Source organism: Lacinutrix cladophorae, assembly GCF_053604645.1.
In genome coordinates, this window is sequence record NZ_JBSHNR010000110.1 from 554007 (window position 1) to 571388 (window position 17382).

The following is a 17382-nucleotide window of genomic DNA, read 5'->3' on the forward strand; positions in this document are numbered from 1 at the left end:
AAAATGAAAAAGAATATATTAATACCAACAGATTTCTCTGATAATGCTTGGAGTGCTATAGTTTATGTCTTAAAATTATATGCAAAAGAATCTTGTACCTTTTATTTTTTTAATACTATAAATAATGAGGCTTTAGCGCAAAGAAGCCTTGTTACGGGGCATTTTTTAGAAGAACTAAAAACGAAGGCATGGCAAGAGTTACTCGATTTAAAAGAGCTGGCTATGGTTTCTAATGATACCGAAAATCATGATTTTGAAATTGTTTTAAGTACTGAAAAATTAACTTCAGCTATTTTAAATACGATTAAAGAATATCAAATTAGTCTGGTAGTTATGGGAACAAAAGGAGCATCTAATAAAGACACCATTTTCTTTGGTAGTAATACCATATCTGTTTTTAAAAATATAAAATCCTGCCCAGTTTTGATTGTGCCAGATGAGTATGATTTTGTAAAACCAAAAAAAGTTGCTTTTCCAACAGATTATAATCGTTTTTATAAAGATACAGAACTAGAAGCCTTAAGCGAAATAACCCAGTTATATAATGCTACGATTAAAATAATTCATATTCAAGAAAGAAAAGAGTTAAGTAAAGTACAACAGTATAACCTTAATCAGTTGGATAGATTTTTACAAGATTTTGAGCACAGTTTTCATTGGATGCCAAATTATGCTAAAAAAGCAACAGTAATTAATGATTTTATTGAAGAGTTAAGTATTGATTTACTTGCAATAGTAAACTATCAGCATAGTTTTATTGAAAACCTTATTAAAGAACCAGTAGTGAAAAATATAGGTTCTCATCCTATAATACCATTATTAGTAATTCCAGAATAAATAAAATGTAAACTTTTAAATATATAGCTATGATAACTACAAAAACGCAAAACAAATATTTGGAACTTATGAGTGCATCCGAAATGCACCAAGCATCTAAAAAATGGTATTCCGAATTAAGCTTTATAAAAGATGAACAATTATTTTTAGACGATTTAGTAACAACGTATACTTTGCAGCTTATAAATAAAGAAGAATTTGCAGATACTACAGAAATAGTAGACGTTTTAAATAGATCTCAAAAACGAAATAATGAACTCTTAAATATTGTTAGAACGCATACCAATGATTTAGAAGTTTTAGTCGATAATATTAAGAAACCTAAAGAAGAAGTAGGTTATAAAAAAGAGCATAAAGAACTTATAAAAGTGATTAGTGAATTTTTTATCGATTATAAAAATCTAAAAACACAATTGTTTCAAATCTTTAAAAATATTTTAAAAGATGAAAAACAAATTCGTTTACTAAATAGAGAATAAGTGGAAAACAAATCATTTTTAATATTTCAATACGCTTAACTAGTCTTTTCTTTACTATTTATTAATAAATAAAGAGGATGTTTATAAAACGGTAATAACCTTAATAATTTATCCTAGATTAACTATTAATTTTATGAAATAATGAGCATCTTTGTAATGCTAATTTTTATTAGAAATTAAACAAGTTTATTAAACGTATCAAAATATTAAAAATGAACAAGCAAATTGACCAACAAGCAGCAGATAACATAAGAGCCTTGGCTGTAGCTATGGTAGAAAAAGCCAAGTCTGGACATCCAGGTGGGCCAATGGGAGGCGGAGATTTTATGCATATTCTGTATTCCGAATTCTTTAACTACGACCCATCAGATATGACGTGGCCGTTTAGAGATCGTTTTTTTATGGATGCTGGTCATTTATCTACTTTAATGTATGCGCAATATTATCTTTTAGGTAATTATAAAAAGGAGGATGTAGCAAACTTTAGACAATGGGGTTCTATTACTCCTGGCCACCCAGAAGTAGATGTTGCAAGAGGTGTAGAGAATACTTCAGGACCTCTAGGTCAAGGACACACTATGGGAGTTGGAGCTGCAATTGCCGCAAAATACTTACAAGCACGTTCTGGAGATTGGATGAATCATAAAGTATATGGTTTTATTTCTGATGGAGGAATTCAAGAAGAAATTTCACAAGGAGCTGGTCGAATTGCTGGTCATTTAGGTTTGAATAACTTTATTATGTTTTTCGATTCTAATGATATTCAATTATCCACTTCTACAGATGAGGTGACTTCTGAAGATACTGCCATGAAGTATGAAGCTTGGGGATGGAAAGTAATAACTATCGATGGTCATAATCATGACGAGATTAGAAAAGCTTTAACAGAAGCTAATAACGAAACAGAAAAACCTACTTTAATTATTGGTAAAACAATAATGGGTAAAGGTTGTGTTACTGCCGATGGAAGTAAATATGAAGGACATTGTGATTCTCACGGACAACCAATTAGTAAGACCGGTGCAGATTACGAAAAAACATTATTAAACCTAGGTGCAAACCCAGAAAGTCCTTTTGATATTTATGAAGAGGTGCAAGCATTTTATAAAAATATTATAGCTGAAAAAACGGCTCAAGCTGCCAAAAAGAAAGAAGAAATTGCTAGTTGGAGAAAAGCAAACGAAGCATTAGCAACTAAATTAGACTTTTTCTTATCTGGTGAATTACCAGAATTAGATTTTTCTTCAATAACTCATAAAGCTGGTTTAGCAACAAGAGCAGCTTCCTCTGGAGTATTAGGGTATTTAGCCGAAAATGTAGAGAACATGATTGTTTCCTCGGCAGATTTATCAAACTCCGATAAAACAGATGGTTTCCTTAAAAAAACACACGCTATACAAAAAGGCGACTTTACAGGTTCTTTCTTGCAAGCAGGAGTTGCAGAGTTAACGATGGCTTGTATTGCTAACGGATTAGCTTTACATGGAGGAGTTATTCCTGTTGTTGCGACATTTTTTGTGTTTTCCGATTATATGAAACCTGCAATTCGTTTAAGCGCATTACAAGAACTAGGTGTCAAATACGTTTGGACACATGATGCGTTTAGAGTAGGTGAAGATGGACCAACTCACCAACCAATCGAGCAGGAAGCACAAATACGTTTATTAGAAAAACTGAAAAACCATAGTGGGGACCCAAGTTTCTTAGCTTTACGCCCTGCAGATGCAGCAGAAACTAGTGTTGCTTGGAAAATGGCTTTAGAAAACAAAAGCAGACCTACTGGTTTAATTCTTTCGAGACAGGGAATTCAAGATGTAGAGCCACAAGGAGATTCAAGATACAACGAAGCTTTAGCTGCCGAAAAAGGCGGTTATTTAGTAAAAGAAGTAGCAAACCCAGATGTAGTTTTAATCGCAAACGGATCAGAAGTTGCAACCTTAGTTGCTGCCGCTGAAATATTAGAGAAAGAAAATAATCTAAAAGTAAATATAGCCTCTGTAATATCTGAAGGTGTTTTTAGATTACAATCTAAAGACTATCAAAATAGTGTGATTCCTAAAAACAAACCATTGTTTGGCTTAACAGCAGGTTTACCCGTAAACTTAGAAGGTTTAGTTGGTGATGCAGGTAAAGTTTTTGGTTTAGAACACTTTGGCTATTCTGCACCAGCTACCGTATTAGATGATAAATTTGGATTTACCGGAGAGAAAGTAAGCAAACAAGTATTAGAATATTTACAAACAGTATAAAAGAATAGATATGAAATTTTTTATTGACACAGCAAACCTAGAACAAATTAAAGAAGCTCAAGATTTAGGAGTTTTAGATGGTGTAACAACCAATCCGTCTTTAATGGCTAAAGAAGGAATTACTGGAGCAGAAAATATTTTAAACCATTACAAAAAGATTTGCGAACTTGTAGAAGGAGATGTTTCTGCCGAAGTTATATCTACAGATTTTGATGGTATGGTGAAAGAAGGGGAAGCTTTAGCTGCATTACATCCGCAAATAGTTGTAAAACTTCCAATGATTGCAGATGGTGTAAAAGCTTGTAAATATTTTTCAGATAAAGGAATAAAAACAAACGTAACCTTAGTTTTTTCAGCAGGACAAGCTTTATTAGCAGCCAAAGCTGGTGCAACTTATGTTTCTCCATTCTTAGGAAGATTAGATGATATATCTACAGATGGTTTAAATCTTATCGATGAGATTAGAATGATTTACGATAACTACGGATTTAGAACTGAAATTTTAGCTGCATCTATTCGTCACACAATGCATGTTATTAACTGTGCAAAATTAGGAGCAGATGTAATGACAGGACCTTTATCTTCTATTACAGGATTGTTAAAACACCCTTTAACAGATAGTGGCTTAGCTAAGTTTTTAGAAGACTATAACAAAGGAAACTAAAACAAATTCTGTTTCATTTAGAACAGTGTTTATTCAAATAAAAAAGTAGATTGTACCTTAAATACAATCTGCTTTTTTGTTTTAAAAAAATATGTAAATTAAAAATTTATTCTATTCGTAGTTTTTTCTCTTTCTTAAAATGTAGTAATTTTAGACTAATTAAAAAAAAATTCATGATTTGGTATTTTATACTTTTCCATATTCTTTCCTTTCCAAAGACAGAAGTAAATACAAAAACTACCATTTTAAATTTTGATATTATTTTAAAGGATAAAGTTGTTGGAGAGCTTCAAGCATCTAGAAGTAATAAAGATTCAGAAATTCATTACAAGAGTATAACCAACATAAAGACTAGATTTATTACCGAAATAAATGTAGACTATAAATACAATGTAGTTTTTAATAATAACAGTTTAAAAAAAGCAGATGTTATTATCACCGTAAACAACAAAACACATGCAGAAACTACCACTAAATGGCTGGGGAATCATTATTCTATTATAGAAAATGAAAAAGCGAAAGTATTTAATGCGTCTATTGATTATAGTACGATATTAATGTATTTTGAAGAACCTAAAGGGGTGTCTCATTGTTTTTCTGAAGAAGATGGAACCTTGAATATTATTAAACCTTTGGGGAATCATACTTACAAGAAAATAAATTCTAAAGGAAAAGAAAACATATATTATTATAAAAACGGAAAGCTTACCAAAGCAGAAATTGATGGCGGATTAATTAACTTTCAAATGATTGCTAAATAAGTAATAATATGTAAAACTCTAAATCATTAAAATAACTAAAAAATGAATATAGGATTAGTTTTGTCGGGAGGTGGAGTTAGAGGAGTTGCTCATATTGGAGCAATTAAAGCTTTAGAGGAAGCAGGGATATATCCTACACATATTTCTGGCACAAGTGCAGGAGCAATAGTTGGTTCTTTATATGCAGGCGGATTGACTTGGCAGGAAATTCTTCATTTTTTTAAAACCATTCCTATATTTAGAACCAATAAATTTACCTTTAAAAAACCAGGTTTTATTGATACAGAAAAACTTGCCGATGAATTTCATAGTTGTTTTCCAGAAGATAATTTTAGTAGTTTAAAAAAAAAGCTTTTTGTAGCAGCTACTAATATCGAAACCGGTAAATTAAAGATTTTTAGTTCTGGAGAATTAATAAAACCCATTTTAGCATCTGCTTCTTTTCCTGGTGTTTTTACTCCTGTAAAAATTGAAAATTCACATTATATTGATGGTGGAGTACTTAATAATTTTCCAACAGAACCTTTAAAAGGGATATGTCAATCCATGATTGGAGTGTATGTTAACCCTCTAAAACCAATTAAAGCAAGAAGTCTAAAACATTCGTATTCGGTGTTAGAAAGAGCATATAAAATTATGGCAGAATCTCATTCCATAGCTAAATTTTCAGACTGTGATCTGGTTATTTCTCCAGAAGAACTTGTTCGTTTTGGAACGTTTAATATGAAGAGTATGGATGCCATCTTTGACCTAGGATATACTAATACAAAAGAAAAAATCGCGAAAAATATTTTTAATTTAAAAGGATAGTCTTCTCCTATATTTATAAAATTATATTTTTGTAAAATGGTAGATAATTTTGAAAATGAATATTTCGGGATCGGAATTCAAAACGGAAAAACACCCGAAAACTTAGGAGTGCTTTGGCGTACAGCTCAAAACTTAGGAGCAAGTTATATTTTTACCATTGGAAATAGATACGCCAAACAAGCTTGCGATACACATAATGCAGTAAAGGCTATGCCATATTTTCACTATCCTACTTTTGAAGATTTTTATAACAACATTCCAAAAGGGGCAAGATTAGTTGGCGTAGAATTAGACGACACCGCTATAGCTTTAGAAACTTTTCATCACCCAAGACGTTGCGTGTATTTACTAGGTGCAGAAGATCATGGTTTGTCTAAACAAGCCATAGAAAAAAGCCACTTCTTAATTAAATTTAAATCCCAATTGAGCTTAAATGTATCAGTCGCTGGAAGTATTGTGATGTATGATAGAGGAATAAACAAACCAAGGTCGTAACTTTGCAATCTATTAAAAAGAAATAAAATGAAACATAAAGCAGGTTTTGTAAATATTATTGGAAATCCAAACGTGGGTAAATCTACGTTAATGAATGCCTTTGTAGGTGAGAAATTATCTATTATTACTTCTAAAGCGCAAACAACACGCCATAGAATTCTAGGTATTGTTAATGGTGATGATTTTCAAGTAGTTTTATCTGATACTCCAGGGATTATTAAACCAGCTTATGAGTTACAAGCTTCTATGATGGATTTTGTAAAATCTGCTTTCGAAGATGCAGATGTGTTGATCTACATGGTTGAAATTGGAGAAAAAGAACTTAAAGACGAAGCTTTTTTTAAAAAAATCACTAATTCTAAAATACCAGTTTTATTACTTCTTAATAAAATTGATAAATCCGATCAGGCACAATTAGAAGAACAAGTACAAACGTGGCAAGCAAATGTTCCTAATGCAGAGATTTTTCCAATTTCCGCTTTAGAAGGTTTCAACGTAAAAGAAGTTTTTAATAGAATTATTGATTTAATCCCAGAATCTCCAGCCTTTTATCCAAAAGATCAACTTACAGATAAACCAGAACGTTTTTTTATAAATGAAAACATTAGAGAGAAAATCTTAATGCATTATAAAAAAGAAATTCCATATGCTGTTGAGGTAGATACCGAAGAGTTTTTTGAAGAAGAAAATATCATTCGTATACGTTCTGTAATAATGGTAGAAAGAGAAACGCAAAAGGGAATCATAATTGGCCATAAAGGAACTGCTTTAAAACGAGTAGGTGTAGAAGCTAGAAAAGATTTAGAAAAATTCTTTGGCAAGCAAATTCACTTAGAACTTTATGTCAAGGTAAACAAAAACTGGAGAAGCAATCAAAGGCAACTAAAGCGTTTTGGATATAATAATTAATTAGTTTCGGCATGTATGCCTTTACTTCTTAGTGTATCTCGCATAAAAGTATGAAGTTCATACATTTGTGCTGTTCCTGTTTTTTTTCCAATTCTTCCGCCAAAATATAGCGCAAACCAAACAATAATCATAAACAAAGTTACTGCTAATTGTAGGGAATAATTGGTTTCTAAGGACCAGTTGGTGTAAGCCCAAACACCAAACCCAAAAAATAATCCTATAACTATAAAGTGAAAAAACATAAACATAGTCCAAACAGTAGGGTTTGGTCCAAATAAACCATAAATAGTACTGTTGGTATTGTTTTCATTTTTATTTATTTCTAAATGTAATTGTGGAGACCAAAAGTGTTGTTTTGCTTTTGGTATTTTAATAAATACATGATCATCTATCCTAGAAACTATAAAATCTTTTTGTGTTTTTTTAGTAGTTTCAAAATGGTTTAATAGTGATTCGTTATCTAGTTTTACATCAAATTTAAAACGAGGTCTTAGTACTATTTCGTTGCTTAATGACATTTTACAAATTTTTAATGTTTCAATGTACAGTTTTTTCTGTAACTAAACACTACCTTTGCAGGCGCTTACAGGATATGTAATGCAGATAAAATAAAAAATTATGAGTAATATAGTAGCTATTGTAGGAAGACCAAATGTTGGAAAGTCAACATTTTTTAACCGTTTAATTCAACGTAGAGAAGCCATTGTAGATGCAGTAAGTGGTGTAACAAGAGATAGACATTACGGGAAAAGTGATTGGAACGGAAAAGAATTTTCGTTAATCGATACAGGAGGATATGTAAAGGGAAGTGATGATATTTTTGAAGCAGAAATAGATAAGCAAGTTGAATTAGCTATCGATGAAGCAGATGCCATTATCTTTATGGTAGATGTAGAATCAGGAGTAACAGGAATGGATGAAGATGTTGCTAAATTACTTCGTAAAGTAACCAAACCAGTTTTTTTAGTAGTAAATAAAGTCGATAATGGTAAACGTGCAGAAGATGCTGTAGAGTTTTATTCATTAGGTTTAGGTGAATATTATACTGTTGCAAGTATTAATGGTAGTGGTACAGGAGATTTATTAGATGCTCTTGTTGAAGCTTTACCAGAAGTAGAAGAAACACAAGATGAAGTAGACGAACTACCTCGTTTTGCTGTAGTTGGTCGTCCAAATGCTGGGAAATCGTCCTTTATTAATGCATTAATAGGAGAAGATAGATACATTGTTACCGATATTGCTGGGACAACTAGAGATTCTATTGACACGAAATACAATCGTTTCGGATTCGAATTTAATCTAGTAGATACTGCTGGAATTCGTAAAAAATCTAAAGTTAAAGAAGATTTAGAGTTTTATTCTGTAATGCGAAGTGTTAGAGCAATTGAGCACTGTGATGTTTGTCTTGTTGTCTTAGATGCTACTCGTGGTTTTGACGGTCAAGTACAAAATATTTTTTGGTTAGCAGAACGTAATAGAAAAGGTATTGTTATTCTAGTTAATAAATGGGATTTAGTAGAAGATAAAGGAAATAACACTATTAAAGAGTTTGAACGCGCTATAAGAAAGCAAATGGAGCCTTTTACAGATGTACCAATTGTATTTATTTCGGTATTAAACAAGCAACGTATTTTTAAAGCTATAGAAACGGCAGTAGAGGTCTATCAAAACCGAAGCAAGCGTATTAAAACTAGTGAGCTTAATGAAGTAATGTTGCCAATTATAGAAAACTATCCTCCTCCAGCACTTAAGGCGAAATTTGTAAAGATTAAATACATCATGCAGTTGCCAACTCCGCAACCACAGTTTGCTTTTTTCTGTAATTTACCTCAATACGTGAAAGAACCTTATAAACGGTTTTTAGAAAATAAATTACGTGAGAAGTTTGATTTTCATGGGGTTCCTGTTAGTGTTTATATGCGAAAGAAATAATTTGTACTTTTATATTGTATATGAGGCATTTTATCACTTTCTTATTTATTCTTTTTTCTAGTTATTGCTTTTCGCAACATACAGATTTACCAAAAAATCCAAAGCCAGGGAAATGCTATATTAGATGTTTTACTGAAAATAATAAAACACAGTGGGAAGAAGTTAATTGTAAATACATACAGTATACTAAACTAAAGATTGAAAATTTTAAGGCATCATTTTTTTCTGAAAAAGACAAAAAACACATAGATAGTAAATTATTAAAAATGCTTAAAAATAATCGTACTATTGAAATAGCTTCTCATTATCATTCAAATGCTGCAGATTCTATTAATGAAAAATTATCTATAGAAAAAGGATTACAGCTTGCAGACTATTTAAAGTATAAAGGAGTAAGTCCAAATCAAATTATAATAAATGGTTATGGTAACAAAAGACCAAAATCAAGATCAAAAAAAAATGCTTATAGCTTAAATAGCAGATTTGAATATCGTTTGGTTAGTGTTGCACCTAAATAAGCTAAATTTAACTTATAATTCAAAGCTTTAGCGAAGGATTACCATCCTCCAGAAGCGCCTCCACCTCCAAAGCCACCGCCTCCGAAGCCACCACCAAAGCCACCTCCAGAGCTTCCGCCACCAAAGCCACCTCCAAAACCGCCAGAACCGCTTCTATACCCTCCACGACCAGAGTTGCTTAATATGATTGCTTCTAAAATACCTCGAGTGGTATTACTACCTCCTCCAAAATGATCAGTGCCATTACCGCCTCTAGGTCTATTTTTAGAAATAGAAATTAAAACAATAATAAAGATGATAAAAAGGAGTATAAAAAAACCAATCGGGAATTCCCCAGAACTAGACTGTCTTGAACCTTGATATTCGCCAGTTAAAATTTCAAAAATAGCATCGGCGCCTCTATTTAAACCACCGTAGTAATCGTTTTGTTTAAAATAAGGAATAATATCCCTTTCAATAATTCGTTTAGACATCGCATCTGTTAATAAATGCTCAACACCATAACCAGTTGCAATGGCAATCTTTCTATCATCTCTAGCTAGTAAAATAAAAACACCGTTATCTTTTTCTTTGCTACCACCAATACCCCATTTATGAGCCCATTGTGTGGCTAAATACATGATGTTTTCACCTTTGGTTGTTGGTATGATTCCAACTACTATTTGTGTCGATGTAGTGTCTGAATATTTAATTAATTTATTTTCTAAAGCAGTTTTTTCGTTAGAGGAAAGCATGCTAATGTAATCGTAAACACTAGTTTGAAATTCTGGTGTTTCAGGTATATCATATTGTGCAGCAATGTTTCCAAAAGAGAATAATGCAAAGCATAAAGCAAGAAAACTATATTTTCTATGTGTAAACTGAAAAAAACGAACTAAATACTTCATGTTTTTTTAACCTTTCGAAATTTCGTTAGAGAGCTCATTCGAATCTAAATTAGCGATAGGGAAGTGTTTTTTTAATTGTTCCCCTGCATGTAAAATACCATCTACTAGTCCTTGCTTAAAGTTCCCAGATTTAAAATGATTAGCAATGGTTGTTTTGGTATGGTTCCAAAAGTCTGCTCCTACCAAATCATGAATGCCTTTATCTCCATAAATAGCAAATGCTTTGTTTTGTACAGCAACATAAATTAAAACCCCATTTTGTAATCTAGTATTATGCATTTTTAAAATAGAAAACACTTCTAAAGCACGATTTTCTATGTCGCCTTTAAAAGTGTTTTCAATATGTACACGTATTTCTCCAGAGGTGTTTTTTTCGGCTAAACGAATAGCTTCAACAACTTCTTGCTCTTCTATGGTGCTTAAAAAGTCTTCTACTTTGTTAGACATGATTTTTAGTTAAAATCTACTTCTGGTGCATTTTCACTACCTGGAGCAGATTTAAATAATCCTAGTCCTTGTTTGTTTATAAATCCAGCAACTAGATTTGTAGGGAATTTTTGAATAAAAATATTATAAGCTCCTGCAAGTTCATTAAATCTATTGCGCTCTACATTGATTCTATTTTCTGTTCCTTCTAACTGACTCTGTAATTCTAAAAAGCTCTGGTCTGCTTTTAATTCTGGGTAGCGTTCTACAGAAACTAAAAGTCTTGATAAAGCACCACTTAATCCTTGTTGTGCTTGTTGAAATTTAGCCATGTTTTCAGGGGTTAACGCACTTTCATCTAAATTAATAGTTGGTTTAGTAGCTTCCGCTCTAGCTTTTATTACAGCTTCTAAGGTTTCTTTCTCATGATCTGCATATCCTTTTACTGTAGATACTAGATTAGGAATTAAATCTGCTCTACGTTGGTAAGAGCTTTCTACATTTGCCCATTGCGCTAAAGCAAGACCTTCTTTTTCAATAATTTCATTATTAATTCCAACTCCCCATTTAAATATTGCAAAAGCAATTAAGCCTAATATTATTAACGGAATAAGTACTTTTTTCATAATTGTTCGTTTTAAAGTTGTTCTTTTATTTTAGTTAATTGATTTTTAATTCCTTCTAATTTACTGATTATATCGAAATTAGTTAGTGTTTTTTGTTTTTCTTCTTTTAAGTGTGTTTTGGCACCTTCAAGAGTAAATCCTCTTTCTTTTACTAAATGATAAATAAGTTTTAGATTGTTTATGTCTTCTGGAGTAAATTTTCTGTTGCCTTTGGCATTTTTTTTTGGCTTTAAAACATCAAATTCTTTTTCCCAGAAACGAATTAATGAGGTGTTTACACCAAAAGCCTTGGCAACTTCGCCAATACCATAATATCGTTTTTCGGGTAGTTCTATAAACATTAATCTAGAGATTGATTTTCCAAACTTGCATGTTTTAATAACTCATTAAACTCTTCGGCAGTTAAACTGCCATAGTAAAAGTTTATGGGGTTTATGCGTTGTTCGTCTTTAAAAACTTCGTAGTGTAAATGCGGTGCTTCACTTCTTCCTGTACTGCCTACAAAACCAATTAAATCGCCACGTTTTACTTTTTGATTTTTTCTAACATTGTATTTGTACATGTGTGCATACAAGGAAACATATCCATAGCCATGATCAATTCTTATATGCTTTCCATAACCTGCTGCATTGCTGTCGGCACGTTCTACAACACCATCTCCTGCAGCATAAATAGGTGTTCCTCTTGGAGCTGTAAAATCCATCCCCCAATGCATTTTTCGAGCTTTGGTAAAAGGATCTGTTCGCATACCATATCCAGAAGCCATACGTGTTAAATCTTCATTTCTTACAGGTTGAATGGCAGGAATTGCAGCTAGAAGTTTTTCTTTTTCTGTTGCAAGAATAGCTATTTCGTCTAAAGATTTAGATTGTACAACAATTCGCTTTTGCAATCTATCAATACGTTTGTTACTTTCTATAATTAGTTTAGAATTGTCATAACCTTCAAAGCTTTTATATCTATTAATTCCTCCAAAACCTGCTTTGCGTTGTTCTTCAGGGATTGGGTTTGCTTCAAAATAATGTCTATAAATATTATTATCTCTATCTTCTACGTTTGCTAAAACAGCTTCTGCTTCATCAAATTTTTTATTTAGTAAATCAAAATTTAATTTTAAATTCTGTAACTCTCTATTTAAAGCTTTTTCTTTAGGAGATTCAAAGTAATTACTAGCAATAAAAAGGAAAAACAAACCAAACAAAGCTGCTGCACTAAAAAAAACAGTTATGTACTTAAAAGTACGCCGTTTTTTACGCTCAATCTTTCTATATGAAAGCGTTTCAGAATCATAATAATATTTTACCTTACTCATTATATAATTTATACTATTTTTGCATGAAATATAAATAGAGATTCTATTTAATATTTATTAGCTAACGACCAAAGATAAAAATTGTTTTGTAATTAAGACAATTTAACAACATCAAAGATTATTAAAAAACAAATGAAGTCTCAAGATATTCGCTCAAAATTTTTAAGTTTTTTTGAAGAAAAAAAGCATAGCATCGTACCATCTGCACCAATGGTTTTAAAAGATGACCCAACATTAATGTTTGTAAATTCTGGAATGGCTCCTTTTAAAGAGTACTTTTTAGGTAATGGCGAGCCAAAAAATACTAGACTTACAGATAGTCAAAAGTGTCTACGTGTTTCTGGTAAACATAATGATTTGGAGGAGGTTGGTTATGATACCTATCACCATACTTTGTTTGAAATGTTAGGTAACTGGTCTTTTGGTGATTATTTTAAAAAGGAAGCAATAGCTTGGGCTTGGGAGCTTTTGGTTGATGTATATAAAATTGATAAGGATATTTTGTATGTAACTGTTTTTGAAGGAAGCGAAGATGCAGATAAACTTGAAATGGATACAGAAGCATATGATATTTGGAAGCAATATATCTCTGAAGATCGTATTTTAAAAGGTAACAAAAAAGATAATTTTTGGGAAATGGGAGAGCAAGGGCCTTGTGGACCTTGTAGTGAAATTCATGTAGATATCCGTTCAGCTGAAGAAAAAGCTAAAGTTGATGGTAAGTCTTTAGTAAATATGGACCATCCACAAGTTGTCGAAATCTGGAATCTAGTATTTATGCAATACAACCGAAAAGCTAACGGTTCGCTTGAAAATTTACCAAACAAGCATATTGATACCGGCATGGGGTTCGAACGTCTTTGTATGGTGTTACAAAATGTGCAATCTAACTACGATACCGATGTTTTTACACCTATAATTCGTGAAATTGAAACCATTACCGATAAAAATTACGGTAAAGACGAAAAAACAGATATCGCTATTCGTGTAATATCCGATCATGTTCGTGCAGTAGCATTTTCTATTGCAGACGGACAATTACCAAGTAATACTGGAGCTGGATATGTTATTCGTAGAATTTTACGTCGTGCGGTACGTTACGGATTTACTTTCCTAGATAAAAAAGAACCTTTTATTTATAGACTAGTAGATGTATTAAGTAAAAAAATGGGAACCGCTTTTCCAGAACTTAAAGCGCAAAAACAATTGATTGAAAATGTGATTAAAGAGGAGGAAGCTTCGTTTTTAAGAACATTAGATCAAGGTTTGGCTATTTTAGATCGTATTGTTGATAATGCTTCAGACAAACAAGTTTCTGGTTCAAAGGTTTTTGAACTTAAAGATACTTATGGTTTTCCTGAAGATTTAACCGATTTGATTTTACGTGAAAAAGGGTTTTCGTATAACAAAGGAGAATTCAATAAACGATTAAAAGAACAACAAGGTAGAGGTCGTGAGGCTTCGGAATTGAAATCTGACGATTGGACCGTTTTAATAGAGGATGAAGATCAAGAGTTTATTGGCTATGACCAATTAAATGCAAAGGTTAAAATTACAAAATACCGTAAAGTCGTTTCTAAAAAGGATGGCGAATTATACCAATTAGTATTTAACTTAACTCCTTTTTATGCAGAAGGTGGAGGACAAGTTGGAGATAAAGGTTATATAGAATCTAGCAAAGGAAATGTATTTTATATTGTAGATACCAAGAAAGAAAACAATATAATAATTCATATAACTAAAGAGTTACCAAGTGATGTGTATCAAACTTTTGAAGCTACTGTAGATGCTAAACAACGCTATAGAACCGAGTGTAACCATACAGCAACACACTTATTGCATCAAGCATTACGCGAAGTTTTAGGAGAGCATGTAGAGCAAAAAGGTTCTGCTGTACACTCTAAATATTTACGTTTTGATTTTTCACATTTCTCTAAGCTAACAGTAGATGAATTGAGAGATGTAGAAAATTTTGTAAATGCTAGAATTGATGGAAAATTAGCATTACAAGAAAATAGAAACGTGTCTATGGAAAAAGCACTTGAAGAAGGTGCCATGGCGCTCTTTGGTGAAAAATATGGAGATGCTGTTCGTACGATTCGTTTTGGGCAATCTATTGAACTTTGTGGAGGTACTCATGTTAAGAATACAGGAGATATTTGGCATTTTAAAATTACTTCAGAAGGGGCAGTAGCTTCGGGTATTAGAAGAATTGAAGCGATAACTAATGATGCGGTTAAAGATTTTTATTTTGAAAATAACAGAGCGTATTTTGAAATGAAAGATTTATTAAACAATGCAAAAGAACCGGTAAAAGCATTACAAAACTTGCAAACCGAAAATACCGATTTAAAAAAGCAAATTGAAAGCTTACTAAAAGAAAAAGCTAAAAATGTTATTGGTGATTTAAAAAAGGAATTGTCTGAAGTTAATGGGATTCAGTTTTTAGCTAAAAAACTAGATTTAGATGCTGCAGGAATTAAAGATGTATGTTTTAATTTAGGACAAAATCAAACCAATTTATTTTTGTTATTTGCAACCGAACAAAACGGAAAAGCACTGCTTTCATGCTATATTTCTAAAGAGTTAGTGGCCAAAAAAGGCTTAAATGCAGGAACTGTAGTTAGAGAACTAGGTAAGCATATTCAAGGAGGTGGTGGAGGACAACCTTTCTTTGCTACTGCTGGAGGGAAAAACCCAGGAGGAATAGCGATAGCGCTTAGTGAAGCAAAAAAATATATAGAATAATATGGAAATTCTGCTATTGATGCAGAATCTATTATGAAACTTCAAACACAAATACCACTAAAGCAAGAGAAAGATAATCTAATAGATTATAACGCTAACCTCTTGCTTTTGGGTTCGTGTTTTTCAGAAAACATAGGAGATAAGTTTGGCTACTTTAAGTTTCAATCTGCGGTAAATCCTTTCGGGATTCTATTCCATCCAAAAGCTATTGCATCTTTAGTTGTTAATGCAATTCAGGGAAAAGTCTATTCCGACGAAGATGTTTTTTTTCATAACGAGCAATGGCATTGTTACGACGCACACTCTAAATTAAGTAATGTGTCTAAAGAAGTTTTGTTAGAAAATTTAAATACACAGATTGAAAGAACAAAAGAACAAATAAACAAAGCAACTCATATTATTATTACTTTGGGAACAGCATGGGTGTACAGGCATCTTAAAACTCTAAGTATTGTTGCTAATTGTCACAAAGTGCCTCAAAAAGAGTTTCAAAAAGAATTACTTACTGTTCCAGAAATTGTAGCTTCTCTTGAAAATATGATTGGTAAAATAAAAAGCGTAAATAGTAAAGTTTCAGTTGTTTTTACGGTTTCTCCAGTTAGACATGTTAAAGATGGTTTTATTCAAAACACCCAAAGTAAGGCGCATTTAATCACTGCAATTCATAATTTGGTGGAAGCCGAAAATCAAATACAATATTTTCCGTCTTACGAAATCATGCTAGACGAACTTAGAGATTATCGTTTTTATAAAGAGGACATGATACATCCTAATAATGTAGCAGTAGATTATATTTGGAATGCGTTTCAGCAAGTCTGGATTTCTTCTGAAACATCAAAAATAATGCAAGAAGTTGCTGTTATTCAAAAGGGAATTCAGCATAAACCATTCCACGCTAATTCGAATGCACATCAGCAATTTTTAAAACAATTAAAAGAAAAGCAAAAAATACTTCATTCTAAGTTTTCGCATATCGTATTTTAAATATACGTAATTCATCGTATTGTTTACACATTCCTTTTGTTGCAATTTTGTCTTATTAATAATCAATAAAATAAGCAACAATGAGAAAATTAAAACAAATTATGCTATTTGTAATGGCAGTGTCACTAGTAACATTAACTTCATGTTCCAACGATGATAATGGAGGAAGCAGTGGAGGAGGAAGTGGAGATGAATATTTAACAGCTAAAGTTGGTGGTTCAAATTTTTCTGCTGCTCAAGATCCATCGGTTATTGTAGGAGCGCAATCTACTAATGGTGTTTTAGCTGTTCAAGGAGGGGATAATAGCGGGAACACAATCTCCATTACTTTACCAAATTATAATGGAGTTGGTACGTATGTAACTGGCGATAGCCTTACTAACCAAAACGGAATTCAGTATTTAGAGATTTCACCAGCTTTAAACTCATGGGCTTCTAATTTTGCAACCGCAGCTTTAGGAACTTTAGATTCTGGTACTATTGAAATAACTTCTGATGATGGAACAACTGTTGAAGGAACTTTTTCTTTTGAAGGTTATAATGCAGATGCAATGACTACTAAAATGATTACAGAAGGAACTTTTAGAGCTAATTTTGATTAAGTTTTATAATAATATTTAAAGCGCTATTTAGTCGTTAAATACGCCTGTGTAATTGTTTAATTACATAGAGGGATCTTAAAAATAAATAGTATCGTTGTTAAGATTTCTAGGTGAAGCGTTATAATTTAATTTATTACGCTTCA

At 32.0% G+C, this 17382-nt stretch carries 19 protein-coding genes; 13 read left to right on the forward strand and 6 right to left on the reverse strand.

What is annotated here, in order from left to right; all coding sequences use genetic code 11:
• Nucleotides 1-3: 3 nt before the first annotated feature.
• The 8 genes from ACVC3Y_RS09775 to era all read left to right on the forward strand — a co-directional run bounded on the left by ACVC3Y_RS09775 (nucleotide 4) and on the right by era (nucleotide 7204).
• A complete protein-coding gene (locus ACVC3Y_RS09775) occupies nucleotides 4-837 on the forward strand; it encodes a universal stress protein (RefSeq protein ID WP_452226757.1) in 834 nt (277 codons plus the stop codon).
• Nucleotides 838-866: 29 nt separating this feature from the next.
• Nucleotides 867-1316: a hypothetical protein gene (locus ACVC3Y_RS09780; protein WP_452226758.1), complete on the forward strand. Its 450-nt coding sequence runs from the start codon at nucleotides 867-869 to the stop codon at nucleotides 1314-1316.
• A 212-nt stretch (nucleotides 1317-1528) separates the two neighbouring features.
• Nucleotides 1529-3565, forward strand: a complete 2037-nt coding sequence (locus ACVC3Y_RS09785) for a transketolase family protein (RefSeq protein ID WP_452226759.1) — start codon at nucleotides 1529-1531, stop codon at nucleotides 3563-3565.
• Nucleotides 3566-3575: 10 nt separating this feature from the next.
• Nucleotides 3576-4229: a fructose-6-phosphate aldolase gene (gene fsa / locus ACVC3Y_RS09790; protein WP_303421953.1), complete on the forward strand. Its 654-nt coding sequence runs from the start codon at nucleotides 3576-3578 to the stop codon at nucleotides 4227-4229.
• Between the two features lie 173 nt (nucleotides 4230-4402).
• Nucleotides 4403-4990, forward strand: a complete 588-nt coding sequence (locus tag ACVC3Y_RS09795) for a DUF6134 family protein (protein WP_452226760.1) — start codon at nucleotides 4403-4405, stop codon at nucleotides 4988-4990.
• A 42-nt stretch (nucleotides 4991-5032) separates the two neighbouring features.
• Complete coding sequence (locus ACVC3Y_RS09800; RefSeq protein WP_303421948.1) at nucleotides 5033-5800, forward strand: patatin-like phospholipase family protein; 768 nt, start codon at nucleotides 5033-5035, stop codon at nucleotides 5798-5800.
• A gap of 36 nt (nucleotides 5801-5836) precedes the next feature.
• On the forward strand, nucleotides 5837-6295 hold the full coding sequence (locus ACVC3Y_RS09805; protein WP_303421946.1) for an RNA methyltransferase: 459 nt from the start codon (nucleotides 5837-5839) through the stop codon (nucleotides 6293-6295).
• A gap of 27 nt (nucleotides 6296-6322) precedes the next feature.
• Nucleotides 6323-7204 (forward strand): GTPase Era, encoded by an 882-nt coding sequence (era, locus tag ACVC3Y_RS09810; RefSeq protein WP_452226761.1) that lies wholly within the window; start codon nucleotides 6323-6325, stop codon nucleotides 7202-7204.
• Here era and ACVC3Y_RS09815 read toward each other — a convergent pair.
• Entirely contained in the window at nucleotides 7201-7722 is a 522-nt protein-coding gene (locus ACVC3Y_RS09815; RefSeq protein ID WP_303421942.1) for a GTP-binding protein, read from the reverse strand. The two genes, era and ACVC3Y_RS09815, sit on opposite strands and share 4 nt — an antisense overlap.
• A 100-nt stretch (nucleotides 7723-7822) precedes the next feature.
• On the opposite strand from ACVC3Y_RS09815, the gene der reads away from it, so the two are divergent.
• Nucleotides 7823-9136 carry a ribosome biogenesis GTPase Der gene (gene der, locus ACVC3Y_RS09820; RefSeq protein WP_452226762.1) on the forward strand — a complete coding sequence of 438 codons (1314 nt, stop codon included), beginning with the start codon at nucleotides 7823-7825 and terminating at the stop codon, nucleotides 9134-9136.
• Between the two features lie 20 nt (nucleotides 9137-9156).
• Nucleotides 9157-9654, forward strand: a complete 498-nt coding sequence (locus ACVC3Y_RS09825) for an OmpA family protein (protein ID WP_452226763.1) — start codon at nucleotides 9157-9159, stop codon at nucleotides 9652-9654.
• A 38-nt stretch (nucleotides 9655-9692) separates the two neighbouring features.
• Here the strand turns inward: ACVC3Y_RS09825 and ACVC3Y_RS09830 are convergent, their stop codons facing one another.
• Genes ACVC3Y_RS09830 through ACVC3Y_RS09850 form a run of 5 tightly spaced genes read right to left on the reverse strand, consistent with a single transcriptional unit; the run spans nucleotide 9693 to nucleotide 12905 of the window.
• Nucleotides 9693-10541 (reverse strand): TPM domain-containing protein, encoded by an 849-nt coding sequence (locus ACVC3Y_RS09830; RefSeq protein ID WP_303421936.1) that lies wholly within the window; start codon nucleotides 10539-10541, stop codon nucleotides 9693-9695.
• Nucleotides 10542-10547: 6 nt separating this feature from the next.
• Nucleotides 10548-10988 (reverse strand): TPM domain-containing protein, encoded by a 441-nt coding sequence (locus ACVC3Y_RS09835; RefSeq protein ID WP_303421935.1) that lies wholly within the window; start codon nucleotides 10986-10988, stop codon nucleotides 10548-10550.
• A gap of 5 nt (nucleotides 10989-10993) precedes the next feature.
• Nucleotides 10994-11593 (reverse strand): LemA family protein, encoded by a 600-nt coding sequence (locus ACVC3Y_RS09840; protein ID WP_303421933.1) that lies wholly within the window; start codon nucleotides 11591-11593, stop codon nucleotides 10994-10996.
• Between the two features lie 11 nt (nucleotides 11594-11604).
• Nucleotides 11605-11934, reverse strand: a complete 330-nt coding sequence (locus tag ACVC3Y_RS09845; RefSeq protein ID WP_303421931.1) for a MerR family transcriptional regulator — start codon at nucleotides 11932-11934, stop codon at nucleotides 11605-11607.
• Nucleotides 11934-12905, reverse strand: coding sequence for a M23 family metallopeptidase (locus ACVC3Y_RS09850; RefSeq protein ID WP_303421929.1), 972 nt, complete (start codon nucleotides 12903-12905; stop codon nucleotides 11934-11936). Before ACVC3Y_RS09850 ends, ACVC3Y_RS09845 begins: the two co-directional genes overlap by 1 nt.
• 132 nt (nucleotides 12906-13037) lie before the next feature.
• Between ACVC3Y_RS09850 and alaS the strand changes: the two genes are divergently transcribed.
• The 3 genes from alaS to ACVC3Y_RS09865 all read left to right on the forward strand — a co-directional run bounded on the left by alaS (nucleotide 13038) and on the right by ACVC3Y_RS09865 (nucleotide 17239).
• Complete coding sequence (gene alaS, locus ACVC3Y_RS09855) at nucleotides 13038-15653, forward strand: alanine--tRNA ligase (protein WP_452226764.1); 2616 nt, start codon at nucleotides 13038-13040, stop codon at nucleotides 15651-15653.
• Nucleotides 15654-15686: 33 nt separating this feature from the next.
• On the forward strand, nucleotides 15687-16637 hold the full coding sequence (locus tag ACVC3Y_RS09860; protein ID WP_452226765.1) for a GSCFA domain-containing protein: 951 nt from the start codon (nucleotides 15687-15689) through the stop codon (nucleotides 16635-16637).
• A gap of 80 nt (nucleotides 16638-16717) precedes the next feature.
• The gene (locus ACVC3Y_RS09865; protein WP_303421923.1) at nucleotides 16718-17239 is read left to right on the forward strand and encodes a DUF6252 family protein; all 522 of its coding nucleotides are present in this window, start codon (nucleotides 16718-16720) and stop codon (nucleotides 17237-17239) included.
• The last annotated feature ends 143 nt before the right edge of the window (nucleotides 17240-17382 follow it).

Excerpts from the sequence above, each read along its gene's own strand:
- ACVC3Y_RS09830 (WP_303421936.1), bottom strand. The coding sequence starts at position 10,541 with ATGAAGTATTTAGTTCGTTTTTTTCAGTTTACACATAGAAAATATAGT.
- ACVC3Y_RS09785 (WP_452226759.1), top strand. The coding sequence starts at position 1,529 with ATGAACAAGCAAATTGACCAACAAGCAGCAGATAACATAAGAGCCTTG.
- ACVC3Y_RS09850 (WP_303421929.1), bottom strand. The coding sequence starts at position 12,905 with ATGAGTAAGGTAAAATATTATTATGATTCTGAAACGCTTTCATATAGA.
- ACVC3Y_RS09835 (WP_303421935.1), bottom strand. The coding sequence starts at position 10,988 with ATGTCTAACAAAGTAGAAGACTTTTTAAGCACCATAGAAGAGCAAGAA.
- era (WP_452226761.1), top strand. The coding sequence starts at position 6,323 with ATGAAACATAAAGCAGGTTTTGTAAATATTATTGGAAATCCAAACGTG.
- der (WP_452226762.1), top strand. The coding sequence starts at position 7,823 with ATGAGTAATATAGTAGCTATTGTAGGAAGACCAAATGTTGGAAAGTCA.
- fsa (WP_303421953.1), top strand. The coding sequence starts at position 3,576 with ATGAAATTTTTTATTGACACAGCAAACCTAGAACAAATTAAAGAAGCT.
- ACVC3Y_RS09800 (WP_303421948.1), top strand. The coding sequence starts at position 5,033 with ATGAATATAGGATTAGTTTTGTCGGGAGGTGGAGTTAGAGGAGTTGCT.
- alaS (WP_452226764.1), top strand. The coding sequence starts at position 13,038 with ATGAAGTCTCAAGATATTCGCTCAAAATTTTTAAGTTTTTTTGAAGAA.
- ACVC3Y_RS09840 (WP_303421933.1), bottom strand. The coding sequence starts at position 11,593 with ATGAAAAAAGTACTTATTCCGTTAATAATATTAGGCTTAATTGCTTTT.
- ACVC3Y_RS09775 (WP_452226757.1), top strand. The coding sequence starts at position 4 with ATGAAAAAGAATATATTAATACCAACAGATTTCTCTGATAATGCTTGG.
- ACVC3Y_RS09825 (WP_452226763.1), top strand. The coding sequence starts at position 9,157 with ATGAGGCATTTTATCACTTTCTTATTTATTCTTTTTTCTAGTTATTGC.
- ACVC3Y_RS09865 (WP_303421923.1), top strand. The coding sequence starts at position 16,718 with ATGAGAAAATTAAAACAAATTATGCTATTTGTAATGGCAGTGTCACTA.
- ACVC3Y_RS09815 (WP_303421942.1), bottom strand. The coding sequence starts at position 7,722 with ATGTCATTAAGCAACGAAATAGTACTAAGACCTCGTTTTAAATTTGAT.
- ACVC3Y_RS09795 (WP_452226760.1), top strand. The coding sequence starts at position 4,403 with ATGATTTGGTATTTTATACTTTTCCATATTCTTTCCTTTCCAAAGACA.
- ACVC3Y_RS09805 (WP_303421946.1), top strand. The coding sequence starts at position 5,837 with ATGGTAGATAATTTTGAAAATGAATATTTCGGGATCGGAATTCAAAAC.
- ACVC3Y_RS09780 (WP_452226758.1), top strand. The coding sequence starts at position 867 with ATGATAACTACAAAAACGCAAAACAAATATTTGGAACTTATGAGTGCA.
- ACVC3Y_RS09860 (WP_452226765.1), top strand. The coding sequence starts at position 15,687 with ATGAAACTTCAAACACAAATACCACTAAAGCAAGAGAAAGATAATCTA.
- ACVC3Y_RS09845 (WP_303421931.1), bottom strand. The coding sequence starts at position 11,934 with ATGTTTATAGAACTACCCGAAAAACGATATTATGGTATTGGCGAAGTT.